We start from the raw sequence: 26,186 nt of genomic DNA, 5'->3' as shown, positions 1-26,186 counted from the left end.
AATTCACATCGGCCTCTCAGTGTTAGCTGAGACCCGCAGATACAGGAGAAGGGAAATGGCGCATACATCGAGCTGGTTTGAGCGCCAGACAGCCCAATGATAAAGACTGTCAGTCTTCCTACGCCAGTATCAACTGGGTCAGGTTCAAAGGGTCGCTAAACCGCGCAGTGCGCTATTAGCCTCTCAGTCTCTTTGGCGAGACTCCCCCGACGCGTCTATTTGTATTGCAGGCGATGGTCGCCGTCAAGCGCGGAATAACCGGATGCTTTACGTGGCATTTAGCATCACGGCATTTATCGCTACTTAGGCTTTGTGGATCACAAACGTAACATATGGTATACAAACACATTATTTTATGCGCAAGAAAACATTACAGGTGATGTCGGAATAACCATGAACAATATTAAAATTGCATTTATTAAAGCCGGCTGGCACAAAGAAATTGTCCATAATGCCTTGGTGGGTTTTGAAAAAGAATTAGCCGATCAATCCGTAGAAGCGGAATTAAAAGTGCTGGAAGTGCCTGGCGCATTTGAAATGCCGCTGCTGGCTAAGCGTTTGGCCGAAACCGGCAAATACGATGCGATTGTCTGCGCTGCGCTGGTGGTTGACGGCGGTATCTATCGCCATGATTTCGTTGCCGCTGCGGTGGTTGATGGCTTGATGAATGTGCAGCTGACCACCAACGTACCGGTATTTTCCGTTTCTTTAACGCCACATAATTTCCAGCCGGTTGATGTGATTGAAAACTTCTATACCGAGCATTTCATTAAGAAAGGCAAAGAAGCGGCGCGCGCAGTGTTAGCGATCCATAATTTGTCGATTGATTGATGCATTAAAAAGGGAGCACCTCTTCAGGCGCTCCCTTTTTATTTATGATGACCTTCAACGGCTCATTTTCAGAATAGTGCCAGTCATCTCGTAAAATAGTCTAACGAACAAAGTACTTGCTATTCGTCATTAACGCTGTGGATGATTCACTTCCAGCGGACGCAGATCAAACACCAGCACTTCCGCATCATCACCGTTAGCAAACTGCAGCGCGCTTTCGTTGCGAACGCGTGCACCGTCGCCCTCTTTGAACTTCACGCCGTTCACTTCGATGCTGCCGCGAGCCACGTGAATATAGGCGTAACGATCGGCATCCAACGCGAAGGTTTGCTGCTCGACACCGTCGAACAGTCCGGCATAAACGCGAATATCCTGACGCACGCTGAGTGAACCGTTATCCCCTGCCGGCGAAATAATCAGGCGCAGCTGACCGCGTTTGTCACGTTCCGCCACTGAAATCTGCTGATAACCGGGAGGCGAATTACGTTCGCCAGGCACAATCCAGATCTGCAGGAAGTGCACGTTGTCCGTTTTCGAGTGGTTAAACTCGCTGTGCGTGACGCCGCTGCCGGCGCTCATTAGCTGCACATCACCCGGCACAATCACCGAACCGGTGCCCATGGAATCTTTATGCTCCAGCGCGCCTTCCAGCACGTAGGAGATGATCTCCATGTTGTTGTGCGGATGCGCACCAAAACCGCGACCCGGTGCAACGCGGTCATCATTGATCACCAGCAAATCTGAGAAGCCGGTTTGTTTTGGATCCCAGTAACTGGCAAAAGAGAACGTATGATGCGAGTTCAACCAACCGTGGTCACCCACTCCGCGTTGTTCTGACAGGCGTTGTTCAATCATGGTCTGCTCCTCAAATTTGCTGTTGGGAGGCGATTGCCCTTCCCGTTGCAAACAAGTATACGTAAACTGATTTGCCTAACAATGCGTCAAAATGACAATGACTGTCACCGAAAAGTGGACAATATGCAGATTGAAGATCTCCGTATTTATGTAGCCGTCATCAAAGCTGGCAACTTCACCGCTGCCGCCGAACAGCTGATGCTGTCGAAGCAGTATGTCAGCCGCCGCATCGCCGCGCTGGAGGAGTCGCTTGGCGCGCGGCTGCTGAATCGCAACACGCGGAAGTTATCGGTAACCGATAACGGCCAGCTGTTTGCGCAGCACGCGCAGCGCATTCTCGATGATGTGCAGGAAGCCGAGCTGGCGGTATCGGGGCGTCGTCAGGTGCTGCAGGGCAGCTTCCGCCTGAGCGTGCCGATGTCGTTTGGTATCAGCCATTTGTCGCCGTTTATTGCCGAGTTTCTCAGCCAGCATCCGGGGTTGCAGTTTCAGGTTGAACTGGCGGATCGGCATGTCGATATGGTGGGTGAAGGATTTGATATGGCGATTCGCATCGGTACGCTGCCAGATTCGAGTTTGATCGCCAGGCGACTGGGCGAGTTCCGCCGCGTGATCTGCGGCAGCCCGTCCTACCTGCAGGGCGCAGGCGCACCGCGAACGCCGGAGGAGCTGAGCGAGCATTTGTGTCTGCGCTACGGGCGCGAAAGCCAGACCGGCTGGGAACTGTTTAACGGCGACCAGCGCAAAGTGATTAGCGTGCATGGGCCGATGGTGAGTAATAACGGGGAAATGCTGCGCGACGCAGCAGTGGCCGGATTGGGTCTGATTATGCTGCCAGAGTTTATTGTGGCGCCAGCGCTGGCGAGCGGTGAGCTGGTGAAGGTGCTGGAAGAGTGGCAGCCGACCTCGCTCCATCTCAATGCGCTCTATCCGCAGCACCGTCAGCGCAGTGAGATCAATCGGGTGTTTATGACATTTTTGCAGCAGAAGTTGGCGTAAAAATTAAGTCCCCGTTGCGGCGCGATCTAATGCGCATATCAAGGGCGGCAATGTGCCCATCCCGGCAATACGTAATATATCGCGCCGCTACGGTAGGTAGGGTGTTAATGACTTTCGTGTGCAAAGGTAATCGATTTACGGCGCGCATCGCGCATCGCCACCGCATGGATCAGCAGACCCAACACCGCCAGAATCGCGCCTACCCAACCGGTGGATTGCCATCCCAGACCAGCTGAAATGGTCACGCCGCCCAGCCATGCACCGAGCGCGTTAGCGAGGTTAAACGCCGAATGGTTCATTGCCGCCGCCATGGTTTGCGCATCACCGGCAACATCCATCAAACGGATCTGCAACACCGCCGCCAGCGCTACCATGGTGCCCACCAGCATGACGTTGATGGCACCTGCCAGCGCATAATGCGCGGCAAACACGAAGGCGCTGAGCACCAAAAATGACCAGATCAGCAAAATGCGGATGGTCTTTTCAATGCCGCGATCGGCCAGACGACCGCCAGCGATGTTACCGATGATCATGCCTAAACCAAACAACGCCAGCACCGCCGGGATCCAGCTCACCGGCATCTGCGCCAGTTCGGTCATGGTCGGCTTCACGTAGCTAAACACCGAAAACAAACCGCCGCTGCCCACCGCGCCAATCGCCAGCGTCAGCAGTACCTGTTTGCGCGTCAGCGCCGACAATTCGCGCAGCGGGCTGGCATTTTTGTCGCCCGCTACGTTTGGCACCCACAGCCAGATCAGCAGCAAGGTCACCAGCGCCAGACCGCCGACAATGGCAAAGGCATCGCGCCAACCAAACCATTGGCCGATAGCGGTGACGGCGGGCACGCCGAGTAAGTTGGCGATGGTCAGGCCGAACAGCACCATCGAGACCGCTTGCGCGCGTTTGCGCCGTTCAACCAAACCGGCTGCGACCAGCGCCGCCACGCCGAAGAAGGTGCCATGTGGGAAACCGGCGAGGAAACGCGCCAGCAGCATCGAGTAGTATCCCGGCGCTATGGCGCTCAGCAGGTTGCCGGCGGCAAACAGGCCCATTAGCGTCATCAGGAAATTACGACGTGAAGCGCGCGCGCCCAGCACCGCCAGCAGCGGCGCACCAATCACCACGCCCAGCGCATAGATGCTGATGAGATGCCCGGCCGAGGGGATCGATACGTTGAGACCTTTGGCTGCATCGGGCAGCAGTCCCATGATGACGAATTCGCCGGTACCAATGGCAAAGCCGCCGGTGCCGAGCGCGAACAAAGCTTTTAGCACGCTCTGACGCGGCAGCGATGCCTCATCCGGCAGCTGAGTAAGTTGGGGTTGTACTGATGACATGAGTTTTCCGAACCGCAAGTGAAGAACTCAGTCAGGATCGTGATTGCCTGAAACAATCATCGTCAGGACTGAGCAGAGTGAGCGGCTTATGATAGCGCAAAATCCCGCTTCCGTAGCGGCGCAATTCATTGCGCGATAAATCGCGCCGCTAAGGAGTATGCGTATTCTGCAGCGCCAACAGCGCTGCGCCCATCATGCCGCCGTGATGCGCGAACTCACCTGGCACCACCAGACGATGTGCGGTGCGGCGTAATACGTAACCCTGCACCACCTCATTTAACGCCGCGATCAGCGGAGCCACCGATGCCAATCCGCCTCCCACCGCCACGCGCGACGCGCCGGTGATATTGATGGTGTATGCCAGCGGCTGACCGACAATTTGCAGCCATGCCTGAACGGTTTGCTGCGCCAGCGCATCCTGCTGCTGCCAGCATTCGATAATCTCAACGCTGCTCGCCGTGCGGTCATGTAACGTCTGATGCAGATTTTCCAGCCCGCGCGCACCGCCGTAGCTGTCGAGACAGCCCTTTTGCCCGCATGGACACGCCTTACGCGGCAGTCGCCGCGTGACGCCACCAATCTCCACTTCGGTTAACGTGATCGGCCCATGTCCCCATTCGCCGGTCAATCCGTTTTGCCCGGTAATGATGCGGCCATCTGCCACCAATCCGCCGCCAACGCCCGAACCCAGAATCGCGCCAAACACCACTTTGTGACCTTTTCCCGCGCCCGCCAGCGCTTCCGCCAGCGTGAAGCAGTCGGCATCGTTATGCACAATCACCCGGCGTTGCAGCAGCGCGCCCAGCTCGTTCGCCAAACTGTGCTGGTGAAACGCGGGGATATTGCTGGCAAATATCTCGCCAGTTTCGGGTGCCACAATGCCCGCGGTGGAGATCGCGACCGCACTGCTGGCGGTAAACTGCAGGTGATGCTGGGCTATCATGCGACGTACCAGCGCGGTGAAATCGTCCCAGCTGGTAGCCGGAATTTTATGCTGATCGAGCAGGATTAATTGATCCTGCGCATTCATCACGCCTAGCTTGATAAAAGAGCCGCCCAGATCGAGGCAAATCACCGCAGATTGTCTTCTCATAAACGTTTATCCATCACATCACGCAAACCGTCGCCCAGCACATTGAAGCCCAGCACGGTAATCAAAATCGCCAATCCAGGGAAGAGTGACACATAAATATTCAGGCCGAGGAAGTTGCGCCCATCGCTCATCATGGTGCCCCACTCCGGCATCGGCGGCTGCACGCCTAAACCGAGGAAGGACAAACTGGCGGCGGACAGCACCACCGCGCCCGCCGTCAGCGTGGATTGCACAATCAGCGGTCCAATTGAGTTGCGCAGAATGTAGTGCGTAATGATGCGCGGATAGCGCACCCCGAGCATATGCGCCGCTTCGATGTACTCCATGTTCTTCAGGCCCAGCGTCAGGTTGCGGCTCAGACGCGCATACACCGGAATCGAAAACAGCGAAATGGCGATCAGCATATTGGTCAGTCCTTCGCCGAGCACGCTAACGATCAAAATCGCCAGCACGATGCCGGGAAAGGCGAAGATGATATCCATTACCCACATGATCAGCGCATCCATCTTGCGTCCCGCTAAGCCGGAAATGATGCCGAGCGGAATACCGATCACCATGGAGATCGCGACGCTGAGGCTCACTTCAAACAGCGTGATACGCGCGCCGTAAATCACGCGCGAAAAAATATCGCGGCCATAATCGTCGGTGCCAAACCAGTGCGCGGCCGACGGCGCTTGCAAGGTGTTGAGCAGATCCTGCTCCACCGGATCCCAATGGGTAATCAGCGGGGCCAGCGCGGCGGCGAGCACCACCAGCAGCACTAACGCACCGCCGATGGCAATGGACGGATTTGCCAGTAAAGTGCTGATCAGGTGTCGGCTGCGCGAACGCGGCGGCAGCACGGAAGTATCAATGCTGTTCATCAGTCGAACCTTATTTTTGGATTGAGCAAGCCAATCAGGATTTCGCCCACCAGATTCATCAGTACCACGCCAGTCACGGCCACCAGCGTCACGCCCTGAATCACCGGATAATCGCGGTAGCGCACCGAATCCACCAGCAAGCGGCCAATGCCCGGCCAATTGAACACCGATTCAGTGACCACCGCGCCGCCAATCAGGCTGCCGAAGTTGAGCGCCACAATGGTGACAATCGGGATCAGTGCATTTCGCAGCGCATGCTTCCAGTTAATGCTGGCGGAGGATAATCCCTTGGCTTTGGCGGTACGGATGTAATCCTGACTCAGCACATCCAGCATGCTGGAACGCGTCATGCGGGCGATCATCGCCATCGGTAGGATTGCCAGCGTAACCGTGGGCATGATGTAGTTTTTCCACGAATCGGCGCCCAGCAGCGGTAACCAGCCCAACTCGACCGCGAAGTAATTCATCGCCAGTAGCGCCAGCCAGAAGTTGGCAATCGACGCACCGGCAATGGTCAACACCATCACGATTTGATCCGGAATCCGCTGGCGATAAATGGCGCCAGTCATGCCCGCCGGAACACCTATCGCAATCGCCAGCAGATACGCCAGCGCCGCCAGCGATAAGGTGTACGGCAAACGCTCGCTGATCTCCGTCATCACCGGACGCTGCGACTGCAACGACAAGCCAAGGTTGCCGTGCAGCGCTTCCGCCGCGAACTTGACATATTGCAGCGGCAGCGGCTGATCGAGCCCCAGCCGCACGCGCATACTGTCCACCGCTTCCTGCGGCGCTTCCGGTCCCGCCATTAGCCGCGCCGGATCGCCCGGCAGCGCGCGGATGGCGATAAACACGATAATCGACACGCCGAAAATGATTAACGGCAGCGAAAGCACCTTTTTTGCGACGTACGCTTTCATATCACATCAGCCATGAGGTTATTGCTTCACTGCGTCGCGCACGACGATTTGTCCGCCCGGTTGCATAACCACGCCGCTGATATTTTTACGTGCGGCATAGAGATCGTCCTGATAGAACAGCAGCACCTGCGGCGCTAATCCGCTGATCTGTTTTTGCGCCTGGAAGTAGAGATCTTTGCGTTTGGCATCGTCGAGTGTGGATGCGGCGGTATCGATCAGATCATCGGTTTGCTTGTCGCTGAAGAAGCCCAGATTGGCCCCGCCCGGCGCAAAGCTGCTGGTGTGATACAGCGGACGCAGCTGCAGATCTGAGCCATATAAACCGGAAGACCAGGACGCGAGCACCGCATCGGTGCCCTGCGCGGCTTTCTCTTTGCCATCAGCAAATGCCGCTTTGGTCCACACGCCGCTCTCCATCTGGCGCACGTTAAGTTTCACGCCGATTTTGCTCCACATGCCCTGCAGCACTTGTGCGGTACGCGCATCCGGCGCCTGCACCGCAATCGACATCGGGAAACCGTCGGCGTAGCCCGCCGCTTTCAGCAAATCTTTGGCTTTTTGCAGATCGTACGGATAGTCATGCAAGCTTTTGTCATAGTTGGGATCGACCGGTGCCAACGCGGAGTTTGCCGGTTGCGCATAACCAAACATGATGGCTTTCACCAGCGCCTGCTGGTCGGTGGCGAAATTCAGCGCCTGACGCACGCGCACATCGCTCAGCGCTTTGCTTTGGGTATTGAGATCGACCCAGAACACCGCCGCGCCCGGCGACTGTTTAAGATTTACGTTGGCGTTGTTTTTTAACATGCCGGCAAACTGCGGCGGCACCGGGTTAATAATATCAACCTGACCCGATTGCAGCGCCATATTCATCACCGAAGGCTCGCTGCTCCACGTCCATTTAATTTCATCCGGCCCGGAAGATTTTCCCCAATAGTCGGGATTCTTTTGTTCAAGTACATATTCACCGGATTTGTACTGCACCAGTTTATAAGGCCCGGTGCCGTCGGCTTTATTGTTAATACTGCCCGCCTTGTCCGCTTTTGGGCTCACCATTAATCCTGGGCCGGAGGCTAAAACAGTTAAAAAAGCCGGATTGATTTTTTTCAGCTGAAACGTGACGGTAAGATCGTCTTTTTTCTTCACGTCCTGAATAAAGGTGCGAATTTTCCCACTACCCGCTAAACCGCGCTGCGTATTCAAATGACGCTGGAAGTTTTCCACTACCGCATCGGCATTAAAGGGCGTGCCGTCGTGGAATTTCACATTGGGTCGCAGGGTAAAGGTCCAGTTAAGTCCGCTGTCATCGGATGTCCAGGATAATGCCAATGCCGGAATGATTTTGCCGTCATCACCGAGACGCGTCAGGCCTTCGTACATTGGGTCCAGCACCGTGCCGGTAAAGGTCGCGGTTTGGTTGCCAGGATCCATGCTGCGCGGTGGTTCGTTCTGCATGATCACCAGCTGGCTGGCAAAAACGGAGGCGCTCGCCATCGACGCCAGTAAACAGCCAGCCAGCGTCAGTACCTTGAAATGCTTATTTTTGCTTTCCATGAAGGCCCTCAATGAATCATTGAAACGATCGGTGAAATATCCACGCTATATAAGCCACACTCACCAAACAAAAGCCAATAGGTTGGTTCATATAATTTACTTATAATCAGATCTACATTCAGAAATTTAACTAAATAGCATTGTATTTGTTTTCTGTCCTTATTATTGTCAGCGCATAGTGCTAACGCTGTGAGAACTTCAATGCTCAATGCCCACCAGCAACAAATTCTGCGCTTACTTATTGCGTCGCATGGCATGAGCCGCACCGTGCTTGCGGAAAAAATGAAATTAAGCAAAGCCGCAATTAGCACGCTGGTGAAAGAGATGCTGCAGGCCGGATTGCTGGAAGAGAGTATTCCGGAATCCAGCGGCCAGGGTCGCCCATCGGTGTTATTAAAAATGCGTGCCGACAGCGCCTATTTTCTCGGTGCCTCGCTGCTGGACGAACGCGTGGTATTAGTGCTGATTGATATGCACGGCCGCACGCTGGCCGCCACCCAGATGCCGTTGAATCTCGATCCACCGCAGCTGGCAAAAACCATTGCAGCGGCGATCCCGAACCTGATTGCGCAGAAATCAATTACGCAGGATCAGCTGATTGGCCTGGGCGTGACGCTTTCCGGCTTTGTCGATGAACATCAGGCGATTTGCGTGCAGTCGGCGCTGCTGGGCTGGAAGAACGTGCCGCTGGCGGAACTGCTAAAACAGCAAACCGGGCTGGAAGTGTCGTTAGAAAACGATGCCAAAGCGCTGGCGGTGAGCGAGAAGATTTTCGGCGTGGCAAAAAAGACGCGCAACTTCACCCTGATCTCGCACGGTGACGGCATTGGGTCGGCGCATTTCTTTCAGGGCCAACTGCATCGGGGCGCGCACGGCGCTGCCGGTGAAATCGCCCACTGCACCATCGAGCCCGGCGGACGTCCCTGCCGCTGCGGCAAACGCGGCTGCCTCGATACGCTGGCCTCGTTAACCGCCATCCGCGAAAGCGTGCGTGATAAAGCGCTAGAGTGTGAATCGATTACCGAACTGGAAGCGCTGGCGGTGAAAGGTAACAGCGCGGCGATTGCCATTTTGCATCAGGCCGGTCATGCGCTGGGCTTATCCATCGCCAATATTATCCAGATGAACGATCCCGAGTTGATTGTGATTGCGCATCAGCCCAATGCGTTTGATGGATTGCTTAAAACCGTGGTGATGCAGGCCATCGACAGCCATGTGCTGCCGTCGATTATCGGCAAAACCCCGATCGCCAGCATGGTGATCAACGAAGAGAGCTGGGCCAGAGCCGCAGCCAGTGTGGCGGCGTATCGTTTTATCATTCATTTACCCGACTAGCGGAGGCTGCTATGCGCATTGCTTTTGGTGGCATTCATACTGAGTGCAGTACTTATAATCCGGTGCTGAATTATGCCGACGACTTCCGCATCGTGCGCGGGGATGAACTGACCACCAATCCTTATTTCGCCTTTTTGCAGGATTATGATGCCGAGTTTCTGCCGACCTTCCACGCGCGCGCCATCGCCGGTGGTCCGGTGGCGCGCGTCACCTACGACGATTTTAAGCAGGATTTTCTGACGCGCCTCGCGGCACATTTGCCGGTGGATGGCGTTTATCTCGCGATGCACGGTGCGGTTTATGTTGAAGGCATGGAAGATGCCGAAGGCGACTGGATCAGCGCCACGCGCGAGTTAGTCGGCGCGGAGTGCCCGATCACCGTCAGCTACGATCTGCACGGCAACGTTACGCAACGCATCATTGATGCCATCGATATGTTCTCGACCTATCGCACTGCGCCGCACATCGATGTCGAAGAGACCATGCGCCGCTCGGTATCGATGCTGGTGAAAAGCCTGCAAACCGGCGTCAAACCCGGCGTGGTGTGGGCGCCGATTCCGGTGGTGTTACCCGGTGAACGCACCAGCACCGAAGATGAACCCGCCAAAAGTTTGTATGCCCGTTTGCCCGCGATAAACCAGCTGGAGCACGTCTGGGATGCGTCGCTGATGGTCGGTTACGTCTGGGCCGATGAACCGCGCGCCACCGCCGCCGCGATCATGACCGGCACCGATGCCGATGTGCTGGCGGAACAGGCGGCTAAACTGGCGCTGGCTTACTGGCAGGCGCGCGATGAATTTAGTTTTGGCTGCGTCACCGGCAGCATTGAAGAGTGCGTCAGCATGGCCATCGCCAGCGAAACCGCGCCGGTGATTCTGGCTGATTCTGGGGATAATCCCACCGGCGGCGGCGTCGGCGATCGCGCGGATGTGTTGGCGGAACTGATTCGCCAGGATGCGCAGCAGGTGATCGTGGCTGGTATCACCGATAAACCGGCCACTGACGCGGCCTTTGCTGCTGGCGTTGGCGCAAGCTTAACGCTGACCGTTGGCGCATCACTCGATCCGGCCGGCGGCAAAGTGCAGGCCGAATTTGTGGTGAAACATCTCAGCGATGATGCGCGTTCGCTGGCGAAACAGGCGCTGCTGCAAACCGACGGCATCACGCTGGTGGTCGCCGACCGTCGCCGTCCCTATCACAACTTGGCGGATTTCGCCCTGCTCGGCCTCAATCCTGCAGCGGCTAAAATCGTGGTAGTGAAGTCCGGTTATTTGTCGCCGGAGCTGGCCCCGCTGGCCAATCCCAACCTGATGGCGCTGTCGGAAGGCGTAGTCGATCAATATGTGGAACGCTTAACTCGCCAGCGCAAATTGCAGCCCGCCTATCCGTTCGATACCGATTTCACTTATCTGCCGGTTAGCCACTTATCGGCACGCTTTATGGCAGCGAAATGAACGCGCCCGCTTCAGCAGTCGAACCGGTGCTGCGCATCGAAAATCTGACCGTCGCCTTTCGCGTTGAGGATCACTGGCGCGAGGTGGTAAAGAACCTGTCGCTCACCGTTAATGCCGGTGAAACGCTGGCGATTGTCGGTGAATCCGGTTCGGGGAAAAGCGTCACCTCGATGGCGATCATGCGCTTACTCAACATGCGCCACGCGCGGGTCAGCGGCAAAGTGCTGCTGAACGGCGTCGATCTGCTGACGCTGAGTGAATCCACCATGCGTGACATTCGCGGCAATGCGGTGGCGATGATTTTTCAGGAGCCGATGACCAGCCTGAATCCGTCGTTCACCATCGGCAATCAAATTGCTGAGGCGCTGATCAATCACCGCAAAATCAGTAAACGCGTCGCGCGTGAAGAGACCATTCGGCTGCTGGAGAAAGTGCGTATTCCCAACGCGGCGAAACGCTTCAATGATTATCCGCACCACTTTTCCGGCGGCATGCGCCAGCGCGTGATGATTGCGATGGCGCTGGCGCTGCGGCCAAAACTGCTGATTGCCGATGAACCGACCACCGCGCTGGACGTCACCATTCAGGGGCAGATTCTTGACCTGATCAAGACGTTGCAGGAAGAGGAAGGCACGGCGGTGCTGTTTATCACCCACGATATGGGCGTGGTGGCAGAAGTGTCGGATCGCACGCTGGTGATGTATCAAGGCGATGTGATGGAAACCGGCACCACCCCCGCGATTTTTTCCGCGCCCGCTGCCGATTACACCCGCACGCTGATTGCGACCGTGCCGCAGCTTGGTGCAATGCGCGGCATTGCTGGGCCGCGTAAGTTTTCCTTTGACCCGCGCGACGCATCTGAGACCAACCCTGTATCGACATCGCAGCAGCCGCTGCTGTCGGTGAAAAATCTCAGCACCCGCTTCAGCATCCACGAAGGCGTATTCAGCCGCAAAACCGGCGCGGTACATGCGGTGGAGAACATCTCGTTTGATCTAATGCCGGGCGAAACCTTGTCGCTGGTTGGTGAATCGGGCTGTGGAAAATCCACCACCGGACGTTCACTGACGCGCCTCGTCACACCCGACGCGGGTGAAGTGGCCTTTGATGGTTACGACGTACTGAATCTTTCTGTTCATGAGCTGCGCACTTTGCGCCGCGCCATGCAGATGATTTTTCAGGATCCATTTGCCAGCCTCAATCCGCGCATGTCGGTGCTGGAAGCGCTTACCGAGCCTTTTCTGCAACATCGTTTAGGCAGCAAAACCGAGGCGCGCACGAAAGCCGCCTCGCTGATGGAGCGCGTCGGGTTATCCGCTGACATGATGAAACGCTATCCGCACGAATTTTCCGGCGGCCAGCGCCAGCGTATCTGCATTGCTCGCGCATTGATGCTTGATCCAAAAATGATCATCGCCGATGAATCGGTGTCGGCGCTGGATGTCACGGTGAAAGCGCAAATCATCAATCTGCTGCTCGACCTGCAACAGAGCCTCGGCTTGTCGTATCTGTTTATTTCCCACGATATGGCGGTGGTTGAGCGCATCAGTCATCGCGTGGCGGTGATGCTGCTGGGTGAAATCGTCGAGATCGGCCCGCGCGCGGCAATATTTGAAAATCCGCAGCATGATTACACGCGCAAATTACTGTCGTCGGTGCCGGTGCCCGATCCGGCGCGACGTCATGTGAAGCGCCAGATTGACATCAGCGAGCTGAAAAGCCCGGTGCGTGCATTGGGATTTGTGCCCGAAGCGCGACGTTATCGTGAGGTGAGTGAGGGGCATTGGGTAATGGAATGACTGCTTTTTACAAAGCGTACACGCTGTAGCGGCGCGATTTATTACGCATGAAGTTTATGCACCAATGCGCGATATATCGCGCCGCTACGATTTGTGCGGCTCTAAACTATCATCCCCAAATCCAACATCTTCCCGCCGCTAAAACTCCAGTCTTCGGGCTGGGTTTGCTGGATGATGATCATTAAATCATTGGGATCGAGATTGAGCCGCTGTTGCAGCCGTTCACTCAACACCCGATAGGTTCTCCGCTTCTGTTCCGCGCTGCGCGGTTTGCCTGCCACGATGTTCAGCAAAACATAGCGATCGCTACGACCACCGCTGAGATAATGGCGATCGTAGATAAAGCGCGGCGCCGCCAGCGATTCAATCACCTGAATGCGTTGCTGCCCGCGGCGGGAAATATGGGCATCGCACTGTGTCAGCACAATGCAGCAGATGGTGCGCAGCAGATGCTGGCGCAGCTTACGCGGCGTGCGGTGGCAGGCTATATTCATCACAGTGAGGTTGGAACGGCTTAGATGCGTTGTGCTAGCGGGTAAAACATCCATTGCTGGCCAGTTTCTTTCCTGCTCGTTAAAGTTAAATACAACCTTCTGCCGCTATTTTTCAGGCAGAAGGTTTTTCACACATTATTCTTTCATGCATAACAAGCAAAATACCGCTCGGCAGTCGGGATAATGCGTATGGAAATATTGCCAGGCATGGTCAGGAGAATAAAATGATCCCATGAACACACGATTATCATAGGCAGGAGCCAGGCGGCAACTATCGCGGTGTAGATTGCAGCACCCTTCTGTATCTGCCTGACTAAAGACATAAAAATCCGTGATGCTTAAGTTCATCCGCTACTCCTCATGGGCAGAGATAAATACTAATTAATAAAAATCTTTAAAATCGCCCGTTGCGGATACTATTTGTACACTTTTTAGTAATCAGCCCAAAATGAGCCATAAAATAATTATAGTCTTCGTGGAGTCGGCTGTCTTTAATTAAAAATAAACTTATTTAAGCCGAACGTAATAAAAGAGTAATTTAATAACTATTATTTAACCCTTTTTGTCGCTGCGCTTAATAGGGCCAGTATTTACTGTTATCGGCGGTCATCACTTATAAATTCGCGCTAAGATTTATCTTAAAAAAATGAAATTCATTTCTGGTCAATTAAACTTAAGTAAACTTAAATTAAGCCACCGGAGATAATATCATGCTCAGTTATACTATCCGTATCGAATTGAAAGAACCCACCGCTGGCGCGCAAATTGAATTACTCTATGCGATGCTTGAGAATGGTTTCGCGCGTAGCTTGGTGTGCGAGAAAGGCTACACTTATGTGTTACCCACCAATGAATACGTTTATGTAGGCAGCGAGAATATAAGGAGTTTAACCGACCGGGTGGTGACTTTGGTGAGCGAGTTCAGTGAGGATCCTTCGGTGATGATTACTCAATCCGCCGCAAGGTGCTGGTCAGGTTTACGCGGCGTAAACCTCGCTTAATAGCGAAGATAAACGCCCTCTGCCCACTACGAAGGCGTTTATCCTTTAATTTAAATAAACTTAAAATATAATTAATTAGCCCGGATAAATACCGCGATCTTTACGTGCCAGTAAAATACGTTCGCAGGCAACGATATAAGCGGCAGTGCGCAGCGAGCAGCGCTTTTCGGCGGCCTTGTCCCAAACGTGAACCATGGCTTCGGTCATGATGCGGTCCATACGCTGGTTAATCTCATCTTCGCTCCAGAAGAAACTCGCCATATCCTGCACCCATTCGAAGTAACTCACCGTTACCCCGCCAGCGTTACAGATTACGTCTGGCACCACCTGCACGCCGCGACTCGCGAGCATATCATCTGCATCCGGATAAGTTGGGCCGTTTGCCCCTTCCAGTACCAGTTTGGCACTAATAACTTCTGCGCGCTCGCGGGTAATTTGTCCTTCCAGCGCCGCCGGGATCAGAATATCCATGGCGGTGGTCCAGAACTGCTCTCTGTCGATCTCTCGCGCGCCAGGGAAACCGGCAATCTGTTTATGTTCGATCTGCCATGCAGTCAACGCGGCTAAGTCAATACCGCCTTCGTTGAGTAAGGTTGCGGTGTGATCCTGAATCACCACCACACGCGCACCGGCTTCGGCGAACAGACGCGCGGCTTCGCTACCGACATTACCAAAGCCCTGCAGCGCCACGCGTGCGCCTTCAATGGTGATATTGGAGCGTTGTGCCACTTCCCGACCGGTAATAAATACGCCACGCCCCGTCGCTTTCTCACGCCCTAACGAGCCGCCCAGATGGATCGGTTTACCAGTGACCACCCCGGTAATGGTGGTGCCGTGATTCATGGAGTAGGTATCCATCATCCACGCCATCACTTTGCCATTGGTGCCGACATCGGGTGCGGGAATATCTTTCTGCGGGCCAATAATCAGGCCGATTTCACTGGTGTAGCGGCGGGTTAATCGCTCCAGTTCACCTTCAGACAGCGAGTGCGGATCGACACGGATGCCGCCTTTGGCGCCGCCATAAGGCAGGTTAACCGCCGCACACTTGATGGTCATCCAGGCGGATAGCGCCATCACTTCATTCAAATCGACAGCAGGATGATAACGCACGCCCCCTTTGCCCGGCCCGCGTGAGAGATTGTGCTGTACGCGATAGCCTTCGAAGTGGCGAATCGAGCCGTCATCCATCTGCACCGGGATGTCGACAATCAGTGCTCTTTTGGGGTGACGCAGGGTTTCTATCCAGCGAGACAATTCACCAAGATGAGGCGCAACACGGTCAATTTGGCTCAGGTAGGTAGTCCAGGGAGATGTACTGCTTTCAGAAGCGTAAGATAACTTTTCCATGAGAAGCCTGTAGGTTCAGAGTTATTTATATTGAAAAGACGTGGAAAGGTAATGCATTGCACTAGACGGAAAGTAATTTAACACCTTTTCAGACAAGCGGGTCAGGCCAAATAAGAGGGGTTTAACTTTTTCGACACAAAAATGCCTGAATAAATGAATAACTAAGCATTAAAAAAGAGCCACATATGGCGCATATCCATGCATTAATTATGCACTTAATTGCATAAATTTTGATTTTATCCCTATTTTTCAGTTCTTTGATGGTCATCAAAAAGTGAATAAACTGTTATTTTTCCGCATTGACTTTGTTAACACTCGCCACCACGATGAGTAAAACCCAGCTGGAAACCTCCATCATGAATTAGCGTTTTATTAATTTCGTTTTTCTTTCATCTATTTAAACGTGCCTCTTTAAGGTTCAACCCATATTTGCCATTGATGCTTGCGGGCAGGCATCGTCATGCGTCTTTTCGCCAGACTGAAGGAATCATTGTGTCTAACAAACCTACACAAGGGCAGATTCAGCCTGCTCGGGCTCACGACGCCCCGCAAAAACTGCAGCGAGGGCTGAGCGAACGCCATATTCAGATGATCGCGCTGGGCGGATCGATCGGTACCGGGCTGTTTATGGGCGCGGGACGCAATATTGCGGTAGCCGGAACCTCGATATTAATCATCTACCTATTGGTGGGTTTTTTTAGCTATATGGTGATGCGGACAATGGGGGAAGTGCTGCTTAGTCGGCTCGACTATCGCTCGTTTGCCGATTTTGTCAGTGATTATCTCGGCCCCAAAGCCAGCTTCTTTCTCGGTTGGTCGTACTGGCTAAGTTGGGTGGTAACCTGCATCGCCGATGTGGTGGTATGCGGCGCGTATATGCAGTATTGGTTCCCGGAAATGTCGGCGTGGATACCCGCGTTATTTACCCTCGGTATTTTGTGTCTGTTTAACATGTTGTCGGTGAAGGCTTTTGGTGAAGCTGAATTCTGGTTTGCGCTGATCAAAGTGATCACCATCATCGCGCTGATCATCACCGGCGGATGGATGGTATTTACCGGCTGGACCTCGCCGGATGGCGTTAAAGCCTCGGTGCACAACCTCACCGATCCTGCGGTGTTCATGCCGCATGGCATCACCGGTTTTCTGGCTGGTTTTCAGATCGCGATTTTCTCTTACACCGGCATTGAGCTGCTCGGCACCATGACGGCAGAAACGCGCGATCCCGAGAAAATTTTGCCGCGCGCGATCAACTCTCTGCCGCTGCGGATTGTGATTTTCTACTTGCTCTCGATGATGGTGATCATCGCGGTGACGTCCTGGCAAGGGGTATCGCCGGATACCAGCCCGTTCGTGACGCTGTTTGCCAAAGCCGGCTTGCCTGCGGCGGCAGCGATCATTAATTTCGTCGCACTCACCTCGGCGATGTCTTCCGCCAATAGCGGCGTCTACTCCAGCACCCGCATGTTATACGGCTTATCGATCGAGAAGCATGCCCACTGGCAGTTTCGTATTCTTTCACGTACCACGCGTATCCCGCTGCGCAGCCTGCTGTTCTCCTGCTTCTGCATGCTGAGCGGCACCTTGCTGCTGTTCCTGGTGCCGAATGTGACAACGCTGTTCACCATCGTTTCGACGCTGGCCGCCATTCTGGTGATCTATTGCTGGGGTATGATTCTGGTCTCTTATCTGGTGTACCGCCGGCAGCGCCCGGATCTGCATCAAAAATCCAAATTTAAGATGCCCGGCGGCAGGATGATGGCGTGGGCAACGCTGATGTTCTTCCTGTTTTCAGTGGTGATCATGATATTTGATCCCGACACGCTCGCCGCGCTAGCCGCTTCGCCGGTGTGGTTCATTGCGCTGTGGCTGTGCTGGAAGATGAAGGAGAAGCGGAAAACGGCAGTGAAGGTCGCGGCATGATCAGGCCGCTACTTCATCAACACGTTAAACTGTGGATTGAACTCGTCGAAAATCGGCAGCGCGGCGGCACCCAGCGCGGCGGTATCGCTGCCGGTCATACCGATCTTTACGCGTGTTCCGGTGAGGTAGCGACCGCGCACTGACTGATAGAGCGGCGGCAGGCGACGCATGATTTTATCCAGCAGCACCGCAGGCATCATGCCGCCGATTATCACGCTCTCGGCATCGAAGATGCATTCCAGCAGGTTAATCGCCTGACGCAGCGGCGTTAACACGCTATCGATCCATTTATCGAACAGCGCCGGATCGACTTCCAGCAAATCTTCCGGCAAAGCGGTCATCGGATCGAGCCCGCAAAACTCGTACGCCGCCTGCAGTGAAACATAGCGTTCTAAACAGCCGTGATTGCCGCAGTAACATTCGCGTCCGCCCGGCTCCACCACCACATGCCCGACTTCGCCGGCGTTATGCGCATGGCCGCTATAGACGTGGCCATCCATGATGATGCCCGCGCCTAAACCGGTGCCGATGTAGAGATAGACAAACGAATTGAGCTGACGCGCGACGCCATGAAAACGCTCACCAATTGCTGCCACCGTGGCGTCGTTTTCCAACGTCACCGGCACGCCGCTCATCGCGGCGAGTTTGGCTTCGATATCCACCTGTTCCCAGCCGTGCAGCGTGGTCGGCCCCATCGACGAGATGCCCTCAACACCAAACGGACCGGGCATCACCACGCCAATGCCCAGCACTTTCTGCCAGCGATCGCCCAGCTGCGTTTTAATTTCGCTGAGCACATCGGCGATGCGCGCTAATGTGGCATCCGGCTGGGGTTTTTGTACCAGAATCAGGCGGCGGAAATGAATTTCGCCGGTGAGATCCACCAGCACAATCAGCAACGTTTGATGATCAAGATGGATGCCGATCGAAAAGGCGCTGGCGGGATTAAGCGTCACCGGAATTGCCGGTTGCCCGCGTCCTTGTTTGCGCGGCGCGCGACTGGTGAGCAGTTCGGCCTGCTCCAGCTCCGCCACAATATTCGACACGGTTTGCGGCGTCAGCGCCGTGAGACGAGCCAGCTCGGCGCGGGTCAATTCGCCGTGCAGGCGAATGGCTTCAATGATCACGCGGCGATTGTGCGCCCGTGCGTGTTCCAGATTGGTTCCCGACGTTTTCACCTTGCTCCCTTCCCTTTCGTCACCTGCGCTGCGAATAGCCGCATCAATATCCCTGATCGTACACACATTTTACAACCCTTTCGGGCAGGTGAATGGTTGAGGAGGGGATTTCGACAATTTTAATCTTTGGTGACCGTCTCAACGGTTATTTGATAAAAAGCCAACCCGTCACGGCTACCAGGCCGGTTAACAACGATGCGAAAACCGCGCCTGTTACGAATGAATGAGTTGTCGTCTGAAATAAATGATGAACGGGCATGGCTCTGCATTTGTATTTGGTTAGCCCCAGCAGTGGATGTTGCTAGTAGAGCTTTTTCCCGTTTTATAGCCCACTTCATAATTTAAACATATTCATCCGGGGGGCTTGCAGGAGACAGAGTTGAAGCAAAACGCTTCTGCCGCCCCTAAGTCTTGACCGCTCCACCCTTGCAGTTCAGGGCCGTCACGCTAAATTAATGTTTTATCAGCATGTCAGTATGTTTCTATGGATAAAATCGTCGATATCTTCCTTCGCCTGCTCTACTAAGCCTTTAGATGGCAGGGTTAAGATCTGCTCACTATAACCAAACAGCATTGCATCCAACTGGCGCGCTACGCGGTGCACATCAACAATTCGGAACGACTGCTCGTCCATGCCTGTCTGAATAATGTTTGCCAGCACCTCATGCCACTCATCCAGAAAGGTTTGCATCAGACTCGCGTAAGCTTCGTCATGAGTAGAGAGTAACCATAAGGAACCATATAATTTACGGGTCGGGTCGGGGGCATCGGTAATCATCCCGTTAATAAATTCCTGCAATTTTTGCCTGGCGGATAAAGGCTGAATGATGAGACGAAATTCCTTAATTTCTGCATTGATAAAACTTGTTACTGCCGCGAGACTCAGCGACTGCCAGTCTTTAAAATAATGGTAAATATGGCTTCGTGATAGGCCCAGATACTCTGTTACATCTCGCGTTTTAACCTTATCAATACCCTTCTCTGTAAATAACTCAATAACCGCATTAAGAATTTTCTCTTTCATTAGCTCAGATTTAGCGTTCATCTCTTACCTCAGTTGACTTTGAGCGGTTGCTCAAATAACATATACCATTATTGAGCACTTGCTCTATTTTAACAGAAGTACCACTCATGAACACTGAAAATATAAAGGCTATCTCCCCGACCACAAGCGCCTCCGGCACGCTGAAATCACTGGCTAACCGCTACCGCAAAAAGCTGTTCTTTACTTTTTTATTGGTCGTTGCCGAAAACGTCACTTATCTGTTGTATCCGATTCTGGCTGGCGTCTCCATTAACGCCATCATGTCCGGGCAGACGATAAATGCGATGCTCTATGGCGTATTGATCTTATTTATCTGGTGTCTGGGTGCAGCGCGCAGAAGCGTTGATACCCGCACTTTTGCCAGGATTTATGCGGCCCTGGCGGTATCCGTGATTAAGACTCAACGTAAAAATAACTTTAATCATTCAACCGTTGCAGCACGGGTTGTGTTGTCGAGAGAGTTTGTTGATTTTTTTGAACTGCACTTTCCTATGCTCATCACTTCGCTGTTTTCGATGATGGGTGCCGCAGTAATGTTGCTGATTATCGAATTCTGGGCGGGTATTGCCTGTTTGGTCATCCTGGCTTTACTGGCCTGTTTCCTGCCTGGTTTTGCCCGTAAAAATGAAGTGCTCTATAACAAACTCAATAATCGGCTGGAAAAAGAGGTTGATTTTGTTAGCAGGGCGACATCGTTATCTTTACAGCGACATTACTCCACGCTCGCCAGATTACGCATACGCCTCTCCGATCGCGAAGCAATGGGATATCTGTCAATCGGCGTGCTTGTCGCCATGCTATTTAGTCTGACCATTATCTGGATGACGCAGACAACGGGGATCAGTGCCGGGCACATTTATTCGGTCATGACCTATATGTGGATGTTCGCTACCAGCCTGGATAATGGCCCTCAACTGCTGGAGAAATACTCCCAGCTGAGTGATATCGGCCGCCGCGTCCATACGGAACAAATCTGATCCTAACGCACACTGCAAATTTTACTGCTTATTCCCGGATATTCCGATGCCGCAATTTTTTATTGAAAGGCCTGTTTTTGCATGGGTTATCGCCCTGTTTATTGTACTGGCAGGCATAATTGCCATTCCGCAGTTGCCCGTGGCGCAGTACCCCGCTGTGGCTCCTCCGAGCGTCAGCATTACGGTGACCTATCCCGGCGCCACGCCAGAAACGATGAATGATTCGGTCATCTCGTTGATCGAGAGAGAAATCTCCAGCGTTGACGACATCCTCTACTTCGAGTCTTCAAGTGATACGTCAGGCACTGCCAGCATTACAGTGACCTTTAACCCCGGAACGGACATCAAGCTCGCTCAGGTTGATGTGCAGAACAAAATCAAGGTGGTTGAATCCCGGCTGCCTCAGACCGTACGTCAGAACGGTCTGAACGTGGAGGCGGCCAACGCGGGATTTCTGATGATCGTCGGGTTGCGCTCGCCCTCGGGTCGATTCAGCGAACAGGACCTAAGCGACTATTTTGCGCGTAACGTTTCTGAGGAACTACGTCGCGTGCCAGGCGTTGGCAAAGTACAGCTGTTCGGCGCTGAGAAAGCAATGCGCGTATGGCTGGACCCGGTCAAACTATTTAACTATAAGCTCTCGGTCAGCGACGTTACCACCGCGCTGAGCCAGCAGAACGCCCAGGTCTCGCCGGGCAGAATCGGCGATGAACCGGCGCAGCCCGGACAAGCTGTGACCTACCCGCTTAACGTACGCGGGCAGCTCAGTTCTGAGGAAGAGTTCCGCAACATTACGCTTAAGGCGCTAAGTAACGGTTCGCGCGTCCGGCTGGCTGACGTGGCGCGCGTGGAACAGGGTCTGCAGAGCTACGCGTACGCGATTCGTGAAAACGGCCATCCGGCTACTGCCGCAGCGATCCAGCTGATGCCGGGTGCCAATGCCGTCAGCACGGCGGAGGGCGTGCGTTCTCGGCTAAATGAACTCTCAACGGTGCTGCCTCAGGGCATGACGTTCTCGGTGCCGTTTGATACCGCGCCGTTTGTGAAGCTGTCGATTGAGAAAGTCATCCACACTTTTATTGAAGCCATGGTGCTGGTATTCCTGGTGATGCTGCTATTTCTGCAGAATCTGCGCTACACCTTTATTCCGTCAATTGTCGCGCCGGTGGCGCTGCTCGGCACTTTTACCGTAATGCTGATGAGCGGGTTTTCCATTAATGTGCTGACCATGTTTGGCATGGTGCTGGCTATCGGCATCATTGTTGACGATGCGATAGTGGTAGTGGAGAGCGTTGAGCGCCTGATGGCTGAAAAAGGCCTGTCGCCAAAAGAAGCAACACGTGAGTCAATGCGCGAGATTACGCCAGCGATTATCGGTATTACGCTGGTGCTTACCGCCGTATTTATTCCCATGGGATTCGCCACCGGCTCGGTTGGCGTCATCTATCGGCAGTTCACACTTTCGATGGCTGTTTCCATTTTGGTCTCGGCTTTTCTTGCGCTGACGATGACCCCTGCACTGTGTGCTTCCCTGCTGAAGCCGATTGCGCAGCACGGCGTAGAAAAGAAAGGCTTTGCAGGCGTGTTTAACCGCCGCTTCAGTGCCCTAACGACAAGCTATGAGCGGGCATTGCACGCCACGCTACGCCGTGGCGGCCGCGTCATGCTGATTTATGCCATGCTGAGCGCGGTGATTTTTGCTGCCTATCTGGCGCTGCCTTCATCCTTTATCCCTGAAGACGATCAGGGCTACTTTATGACGTCGATCCAGTTGCCGTCAGATGCCACACAAGAGAGAACCCGTCATGTGGTTGATCGGCTTGAAAAAACGATCATGGAAAGGCCCGGCATTGCCAGTAATATCTCCATCTTTGGCTTTGGTTTTTCCGGATCCGGTCCGAACACCGCGATGGCCTTTACCACCCTGAAAGAATGGGGCGAACGGCAAGGCGCGACCGCTGATGGTGAAGCAAAATTTGTCCAGACGAAGATGAATGACGATCCCGCCGCCACGGTAATGAGCCTGATGCCGCCCGCGATTTCTGATATGGGGACTTCATCGGGTTTTGACCTCTACCTCGAAGATCGTGCCGGCCGCGGTTTTACAGCATTGTTGCAGACAGCCTCAGAGCTAACGGAGAAAGCCAATAACAGTGGCGTGGTCAGTGATGTCTACATTGAGGGTTTACCTGCGGGTGTAAGTGCCACTCTTGAGGTAGACAGAGAAAAAGCGCAGGCAATGGGCGTCAGCTTTGACGACATTAATCAGATGCTGTCAGTCGCGATTGGCTCAAACTACGTCAATGACTACGTAGATAACGGGCGAGTACAACAGGTTATTGTGCAGGCGGACTCCCGTTACCGTATGCAACTGGCAGATTTACTTAAGCTTTACGTCAGGAATGCCTCGGGTGAGATGGTGCCGCTGTCGGCCTTTATCTCGACGGACTGGACCCAGTCGCCGCAGCAGCTCAGTCGTTATCAGGGCTATCCGGCGATTAAAATCACTGGCAGCGCCGCTGCTGGCTACTCCAGCGGGGCAGCGATGGCTGAAATGGACCGACTTGCCGCTTCTCTTCCAGCAGGCTATTACGCCGAGTGGACTGGCACCTCGCTGCAGGAACGTAGCTCAGCGGCTCAAATGCCGCTGTTGATCGCCTTATCCGTTCTTATTGTTTTCCTGGTGCTTGCCGCGCTGTATGAGAGCTGGTCAGTACCGCTTTCAGTAATACTTGTCGTTCCGCTGGGTATGGCTGGCGCTCTACTGGCGGTATTTCTCGCAGGTATGTCTAACGATGTTTTTTTCAAGGTCGGTATGATCACACTAATCGGACTTTCAACCAAAAACGCCATCCTCATTGTAGAGTTTGCGCGACAACTTTATGCGCAGGGTGAGCCGCTGCTTGAGGCAACGAAGCAAGCAGCCCGACTACGCCTGCGGCCAATTATCATGACGTCACTGGCTTTTACTCTTGGTGTAGTTCCCCTGATGATGGCAAACGGTGCCAGTAAGAGCACCCAGAATGCGATTGGCACAGGCGTGTTCGGCGGGATGCTTAGCGGTACGCTGCTGGCCATCTTCTTTGTGCCCGTATTTTTTGTGATTATCACATCGGCTGTGCAAAAGCTTAGCGGCTTGCTGAAAAGGGTAAATAAAGGCTGAATGCTAAGCCCAGGCAATCCTGAGTTGATTGCATTGCCATCCATCGACAATGTTAATAAACCCTGCTTTAAACGCGAAGACCCACTTTTCGCTCATAGTGGACGCTGTCATGCACAGCGTCCACTTTGGCAGGAGCGGACATTGTTGGTATCGTGTTTATTGTTAACTGAGCAGTTCATATTTCGATAATACCCGGCCATCGTCACTGACAAGGTATTTAGCGCCATCTCAGCGACCCATCCTTAACAGGAAGAGCCACAGAGTAAGCTTGCCTAAGGCTGTTTTCACACGGAGTCGAACGAAAAGAATTCAAACAATGCGGGGCCCAGATTAAAGCAGGGCCCCGCATTGTAAATGAAAATATTAAACCAGGAACGCTTCAACCATGCCTCGTAAAGCATGTGCCTGAGCAGAAAGCTCTTGCGACGCAGAGGAGGACTCTTCAACCAATGCAGCATTGTTCTGCGTTACGCCATCCATTTGACTGACGGCAATGCTGACCTGTGAAATTCCCTGCATTTGTTCGGAGGAAGCCAGAGATATCTCGTCCATCGCATCCGCGAGCTCACCTACCATGCTGACGATTTTCATGATGCTCTGCCCGGTTCCTGTCGCCACGTTCACACCACTTTCCACCTGCCCTACGGCCTGCTCAATGAGTTGTTTGATATCCCGTGCAGCAGTCGCACTTCGTTGTGCTAACGTTCTGACTTCACCGGCAACCACGGCAAATCCCCTTCCTTCTTCACCGGCGCGAGCAGCTTCAACGGCGGCATTGAGTGCAAGAATATTGGTCTGGAAGGCAATGCTTTCGATGACTGAAGTAATATCCCTCACTTTTGTCGCGCTGAGAGAAATCTCGTTCATCGTATCCGACATTTTCTGCACATCCGCCTCACCAGCTCGCGCCAGCTCTGCTGTCCCACGTGCAACTTGTGCCGTCTGCTGTGCACCTGCAGTATTACTTTTCACCGTTGCCGTGAGTTGCTCCATACTCGCGGCCGTTTCCTGAAGCGCAGCGGCCTGCTGTTCAGTACGCGATGAAAGTTCAGTGTTGCCTTTTGATATCTCATCCGCGGCTAAAGCAACGGATCCAGCCGAGTCTTTAATTTGTGATACCAGTCCACGTAGACTCTCCTGCATACGATCTAACGATGCCAGTAGGCTGTGCTTATCGTTACGGCGCAAGGTTATTGAGGTTGTCAGATTCCCCGCGGCGATGGCTGCCGCAAGTGCCTGTGCCTGGGCGGGCTCGCCGCCTAGCTGACGCATCAGTACACGTACGATTAAATAACCGGTCACCACAGAAATAATCACTGAGAGCGCCGCCATTATTAATAAAATAAACGCTGTACGTGTCGTGGATGCACTATTCTCAGCCATCGTATCCTTGCTGAGTGTCATTTCGATGTTCGTTAGCGCATCCAGCGATCCCATTAATGCCTGCTGCGCCGGTCGCGCCGTTTTCATGAGGTAAACCGTTGCTTCCTGCTGACGGTTATCGAGTCCCATTTGACCTGCGATCATTAACGTCTCCATCGCGGCGCTCTCAGAGGCAAGGACTTTTTCAAGAGCCTCCTTCCCGTGAGAGGAAACATTGATCCTCATGCTATCCACCAGCTCACGGCGCTTCTCAATATAATTTTTCTGCTGCGAGATTAATCTCTGCCATTCGGGCTGCATTTCTACGGGATCGCTCAGTAAAGCCAGGTTGCGCACGGCAATGGCCATATCTCGAGCAATTCCTCGCATATCCTGAACCAGCGTAAAGCGCTTAATCTTGTTATTGACCGTATCTTCCATCCCATCCCGCGCCTGCCATAATGCGTTCAGAGCAATCCCCGTGCACAATACGAAAAGAATAATGAGCAGACTGAAACCCGCAGCCAGACGTGTAGATATTTTCATTTATAATTCTCTTAAAGTTCAAGATGCTTTGCCGAAGAAGAGGAATTATAGACAGTGAAATTAACCCTGCCTGGGCGAAAAATCTATAAGGGCTTCACTCAAATTTATCA

The 26,186-nt window shown here is 53.7% G+C and carries 21 protein-coding genes and 1 riboswitch; of the genes, 9 read left to right on the top strand and 12 right to left on the bottom strand.

The genetic code is table 11. From position 1 onward, the window contains the following. Positions 1 to 98 precede the first annotated feature (98 nt). A riboswitch (TPP riboswitch) is annotated at positions 99 to 218 on the bottom strand. A gap of 175 nt (positions 219 to 393) precedes the next feature. Then, positions 394 to 831, top strand: a complete 438-nt coding sequence (locus ACYAC5_RS20780) for a 6,7-dimethyl-8-ribityllumazine synthase (RefSeq protein WP_101761750.1) — start codon at positions 394 to 396, stop codon at positions 829 to 831. A 129-nt stretch (positions 832 to 960) separates the two neighbouring features. Here ACYAC5_RS20780 and ACYAC5_RS20775 read toward each other — a convergent pair whose 3' ends face one another. Next, positions 961 to 1,686, bottom strand: a complete 726-nt coding sequence (locus ACYAC5_RS20775) for a pirin family protein (RefSeq protein ID WP_101761049.1) — start codon at positions 1,684 to 1,686, stop codon at positions 961 to 963. Positions 1,687 to 1,809: 123 nt separating this feature from the next. Here ACYAC5_RS20775 and ACYAC5_RS20770 point away from each other — a divergent pair, with 123 nt between their 5' ends. Further along, a complete protein-coding gene (locus tag ACYAC5_RS20770; RefSeq protein ID WP_192234573.1) occupies positions 1,810 to 2,685 on the top strand; it encodes a LysR family transcriptional regulator in 876 nt (291 codons plus the stop codon). A 104-nt stretch (positions 2,686 to 2,789) separates the two neighbouring features. Here the strand turns inward: ACYAC5_RS20770 and ACYAC5_RS20765 are convergent, their stop codons facing one another. From ACYAC5_RS20765 to ACYAC5_RS20745, 5 genes are all read right to left on the bottom strand, one after another. Continuing rightward, positions 2,790 to 4,022 (bottom strand): MFS transporter, encoded by a 1,233-nt coding sequence (locus ACYAC5_RS20765; RefSeq protein WP_101761051.1) that lies wholly within the window; start codon positions 4,020 to 4,022, stop codon positions 2,790 to 2,792. Positions 4,023 to 4,170: 148 nt separating this feature from the next. After that, entirely contained in the window at positions 4,171 to 5,115 is a 945-nt protein-coding gene (locus ACYAC5_RS20760; protein WP_309837335.1) for an ROK family protein, read from the bottom strand. Next, a complete protein-coding gene (locus ACYAC5_RS20755; RefSeq protein ID WP_137387230.1) occupies positions 5,112 to 5,978 on the bottom strand; it encodes an ABC transporter permease in 867 nt (288 codons plus the stop codon). The genes ACYAC5_RS20760 and ACYAC5_RS20755 overlap by 4 nt, the downstream gene beginning before the upstream one ends. Beyond that, positions 5,978 to 6,898, bottom strand: a complete 921-nt coding sequence (locus tag ACYAC5_RS20750) for an ABC transporter permease (protein ID WP_008108101.1) — start codon at positions 6,896 to 6,898, stop codon at positions 5,978 to 5,980. The genes ACYAC5_RS20755 and ACYAC5_RS20750 overlap by 1 nt, the downstream gene beginning before the upstream one ends. An 18-nt stretch (positions 6,899 to 6,916) precedes the next feature. Next, positions 6,917 to 8,452 carry an ABC transporter substrate-binding protein gene (locus tag ACYAC5_RS20745; protein WP_280173231.1) on the bottom strand — a complete coding sequence of 512 codons (1,536 nt, stop codon included), beginning with the start codon at positions 8,450 to 8,452 and terminating at the stop codon, positions 6,917 to 6,919. A gap of 201 nt (positions 8,453 to 8,653) precedes the next feature. On the opposite strand from ACYAC5_RS20745, the gene ACYAC5_RS20740 reads away from it, so the two are divergent. Genes ACYAC5_RS20740 through ACYAC5_RS20730 form a run of 3 tightly spaced genes read left to right on the top strand, consistent with a single transcriptional unit; the run spans position 8,654 to position 13,040 of the window. Next, positions 8,654 to 9,787: an ROK family transcriptional regulator gene (locus tag ACYAC5_RS20740; protein ID WP_309837332.1), complete on the top strand. Its 1,134-nt coding sequence runs from the start codon at positions 8,654 to 8,656 to the stop codon at positions 9,785 to 9,787. Between the two features lie 11 nt (positions 9,788 to 9,798). Next, complete coding sequence (locus ACYAC5_RS20735) at positions 9,799 to 11,241, top strand: M81 family metallopeptidase (RefSeq protein ID WP_309837330.1); 1,443 nt, start codon at positions 9,799 to 9,801, stop codon at positions 11,239 to 11,241. Beyond that, on the top strand, positions 11,238 to 13,040 hold the full coding sequence (locus ACYAC5_RS20730) for an ABC transporter ATP-binding protein (RefSeq protein WP_309837328.1): 1,803 nt from the start codon (positions 11,238 to 11,240) through the stop codon (positions 13,038 to 13,040). The genes ACYAC5_RS20735 and ACYAC5_RS20730 overlap by 4 nt, the downstream gene beginning before the upstream one ends. A gap of 101 nt (positions 13,041 to 13,141) precedes the next feature. Here ACYAC5_RS20730 and ACYAC5_RS20725 read toward each other — a convergent pair whose 3' ends face one another. Beyond that, positions 13,142 to 13,534 (bottom strand): tautomerase family protein, encoded by a 393-nt coding sequence (locus ACYAC5_RS20725; protein ID WP_462063322.1) that lies wholly within the window; start codon positions 13,532 to 13,534, stop codon positions 13,142 to 13,144. A 135-nt stretch (positions 13,535 to 13,669) separates the two neighbouring features. Continuing rightward, entirely contained in the window at positions 13,670 to 13,882 is a 213-nt protein-coding gene (locus ACYAC5_RS20720; RefSeq protein WP_462063320.1) for a hypothetical protein, read from the bottom strand. A 362-nt stretch (positions 13,883 to 14,244) separates the two neighbouring features. On the opposite strand from ACYAC5_RS20720, the gene ACYAC5_RS20715 reads away from it, so the two are divergent. Then, a complete protein-coding gene (locus ACYAC5_RS20715; RefSeq protein WP_101761060.1) occupies positions 14,245 to 14,535 on the top strand; it encodes a hypothetical protein in 291 nt (96 codons plus the stop codon). Positions 14,536 to 14,610: 75 nt separating this feature from the next. Here the strand turns inward: ACYAC5_RS20715 and ACYAC5_RS20710 are convergent, their stop codons facing one another. Continuing rightward, complete coding sequence (locus ACYAC5_RS20710) at positions 14,611 to 15,885, bottom strand: Glu/Leu/Phe/Val family dehydrogenase (RefSeq protein WP_110866711.1); 1,275 nt, start codon at positions 15,883 to 15,885, stop codon at positions 14,611 to 14,613. A 492-nt stretch (positions 15,886 to 16,377) separates the two neighbouring features. On the opposite strand from ACYAC5_RS20710, the gene ACYAC5_RS20705 reads away from it, so the two are divergent. Then, the gene (locus tag ACYAC5_RS20705) at positions 16,378 to 17,805 is read left to right on the top strand and encodes an amino acid permease (RefSeq protein ID WP_462063318.1); all 1,428 of its coding nucleotides are present in this window, start codon (positions 16,378 to 16,380) and stop codon (positions 17,803 to 17,805) included. A gap of 8 nt (positions 17,806 to 17,813) precedes the next feature. On the opposite strand, the gene ACYAC5_RS20700 is transcribed toward ACYAC5_RS20705, so the two are convergent. Both ACYAC5_RS20700 and ACYAC5_RS20695 read right to left on the bottom strand, forming a co-directional pair. Further along, positions 17,814 to 18,983: an ROK family transcriptional regulator gene (locus ACYAC5_RS20700; RefSeq protein ID WP_137387222.1), complete on the bottom strand. Its 1,170-nt coding sequence runs from the start codon at positions 18,981 to 18,983 to the stop codon at positions 17,814 to 17,816. A gap of 463 nt (positions 18,984 to 19,446) precedes the next feature. Beyond that, complete coding sequence (locus ACYAC5_RS20695; RefSeq protein WP_217547616.1) at positions 19,447 to 20,028, bottom strand: TetR/AcrR family transcriptional regulator; 582 nt, start codon at positions 20,026 to 20,028, stop codon at positions 19,447 to 19,449. Positions 20,029 to 20,114: 86 nt separating this feature from the next. Here ACYAC5_RS20695 and ACYAC5_RS20690 point away from each other — a divergent pair, with 86 nt between their 5' ends. Continuing rightward, entirely contained in the window at positions 20,115 to 21,005 is an 891-nt protein-coding gene (locus ACYAC5_RS20690) for an ABC transporter six-transmembrane domain-containing protein (RefSeq protein ID WP_110866708.1), read from the top strand. 46 nt (positions 21,006 to 21,051) lie between these two features. Beyond that, positions 21,052 to 24,168, top strand: a complete 3,117-nt coding sequence (locus tag ACYAC5_RS20685) for a multidrug efflux RND transporter permease subunit (protein ID WP_462063315.1) — start codon at positions 21,052 to 21,054, stop codon at positions 24,166 to 24,168. 363 nt (positions 24,169 to 24,531) lie between these two features. Here the strand turns inward: ACYAC5_RS20685 and ACYAC5_RS20680 are convergent, their stop codons facing one another. Next, positions 24,532 to 26,076, bottom strand: coding sequence for a methyl-accepting chemotaxis protein (locus ACYAC5_RS20680; protein ID WP_462063313.1), 1,545 nt, complete (start codon positions 26,074 to 26,076; stop codon positions 24,532 to 24,534). Positions 26,077 to 26,186: the final 110 nt, after the last annotated feature.

The sequence above is a fragment of the Pantoea sp. y20 genome (assembly GCF_054903455.1).
The sequence above is the reverse complement of the archived record's forward strand: the minus strand, read 5'-3'. Positions and strand labels throughout refer to the sequence as shown.

Coding starts and splice junctions, on each gene's coding strand:
- ACYAC5_RS20750 (WP_008108101.1), bottom strand. CDS start 6,898: ATGAAAGCGTACGTCGCAAAAAAGGTGCTTTCGCTGCCGTTAATCATT.
- ACYAC5_RS20780 (WP_101761750.1), top strand. CDS start 394: ATGAACAATATTAAAATTGCATTTATTAAAGCCGGCTGGCACAAAGAA.
- ACYAC5_RS20735 (WP_309837330.1), top strand. CDS start 9,799: ATGCGCATTGCTTTTGGTGGCATTCATACTGAGTGCAGTACTTATAAT.
- ACYAC5_RS20710 (WP_110866711.1), bottom strand. CDS start 15,885: ATGGAAAAGTTATCTTACGCTTCTGAAAGCAGTACATCTCCCTGGACT.
- ACYAC5_RS20770 (WP_192234573.1), top strand. CDS start 1,810: ATGCAGATTGAAGATCTCCGTATTTATGTAGCCGTCATCAAAGCTGGC.
- ACYAC5_RS20760 (WP_309837335.1), bottom strand. CDS start 5,115: ATGAGAAGACAATCTGCGGTGATTTGCCTCGATCTGGGCGGCTCTTTT.
- ACYAC5_RS20695 (WP_217547616.1), bottom strand. CDS start 20,028: ATGAACGCTAAATCTGAGCTAATGAAAGAGAAAATTCTTAATGCGGTT.
- ACYAC5_RS20690 (WP_110866708.1), top strand. CDS start 20,115: ATGAACACTGAAAATATAAAGGCTATCTCCCCGACCACAAGCGCCTCC.
- ACYAC5_RS20720 (WP_462063320.1), bottom strand. CDS start 13,882: ATGAACTTAAGCATCACGGATTTTTATGTCTTTAGTCAGGCAGATACA.
- ACYAC5_RS20680 (WP_462063313.1), bottom strand. CDS start 26,076: ATGAAAATATCTACACGTCTGGCTGCGGGTTTCAGTCTGCTCATTATT.
- ACYAC5_RS20685 (WP_462063315.1), top strand. CDS start 21,052: ATGCCGCAATTTTTTATTGAAAGGCCTGTTTTTGCATGGGTTATCGCC.
- ACYAC5_RS20755 (WP_137387230.1), bottom strand. CDS start 5,978: ATGAACAGCATTGATACTTCCGTGCTGCCGCCGCGTTCGCGCAGCCGA.
- ACYAC5_RS20725 (WP_462063322.1), bottom strand. CDS start 13,534: ATGAATATAGCCTGCCACCGCACGCCGCGTAAGCTGCGCCAGCATCTG.
- ACYAC5_RS20765 (WP_101761051.1), bottom strand. CDS start 4,022: ATGTCATCAGTACAACCCCAACTTACTCAGCTGCCGGATGAGGCATCG.
- ACYAC5_RS20745 (WP_280173231.1), bottom strand. CDS start 8,452: ATGGAAAGCAAAAATAAGCATTTCAAGGTACTGACGCTGGCTGGCTGT.
- ACYAC5_RS20730 (WP_309837328.1), top strand. CDS start 11,238: ATGAACGCGCCCGCTTCAGCAGTCGAACCGGTGCTGCGCATCGAAAAT.
- ACYAC5_RS20775 (WP_101761049.1), bottom strand. CDS start 1,686: ATGATTGAACAACGCCTGTCAGAACAACGCGGAGTGGGTGACCACGGT.
- ACYAC5_RS20715 (WP_101761060.1), top strand. CDS start 14,245: ATGCTCAGTTATACTATCCGTATCGAATTGAAAGAACCCACCGCTGGC.
- ACYAC5_RS20740 (WP_309837332.1), top strand. CDS start 8,654: ATGCTCAATGCCCACCAGCAACAAATTCTGCGCTTACTTATTGCGTCG.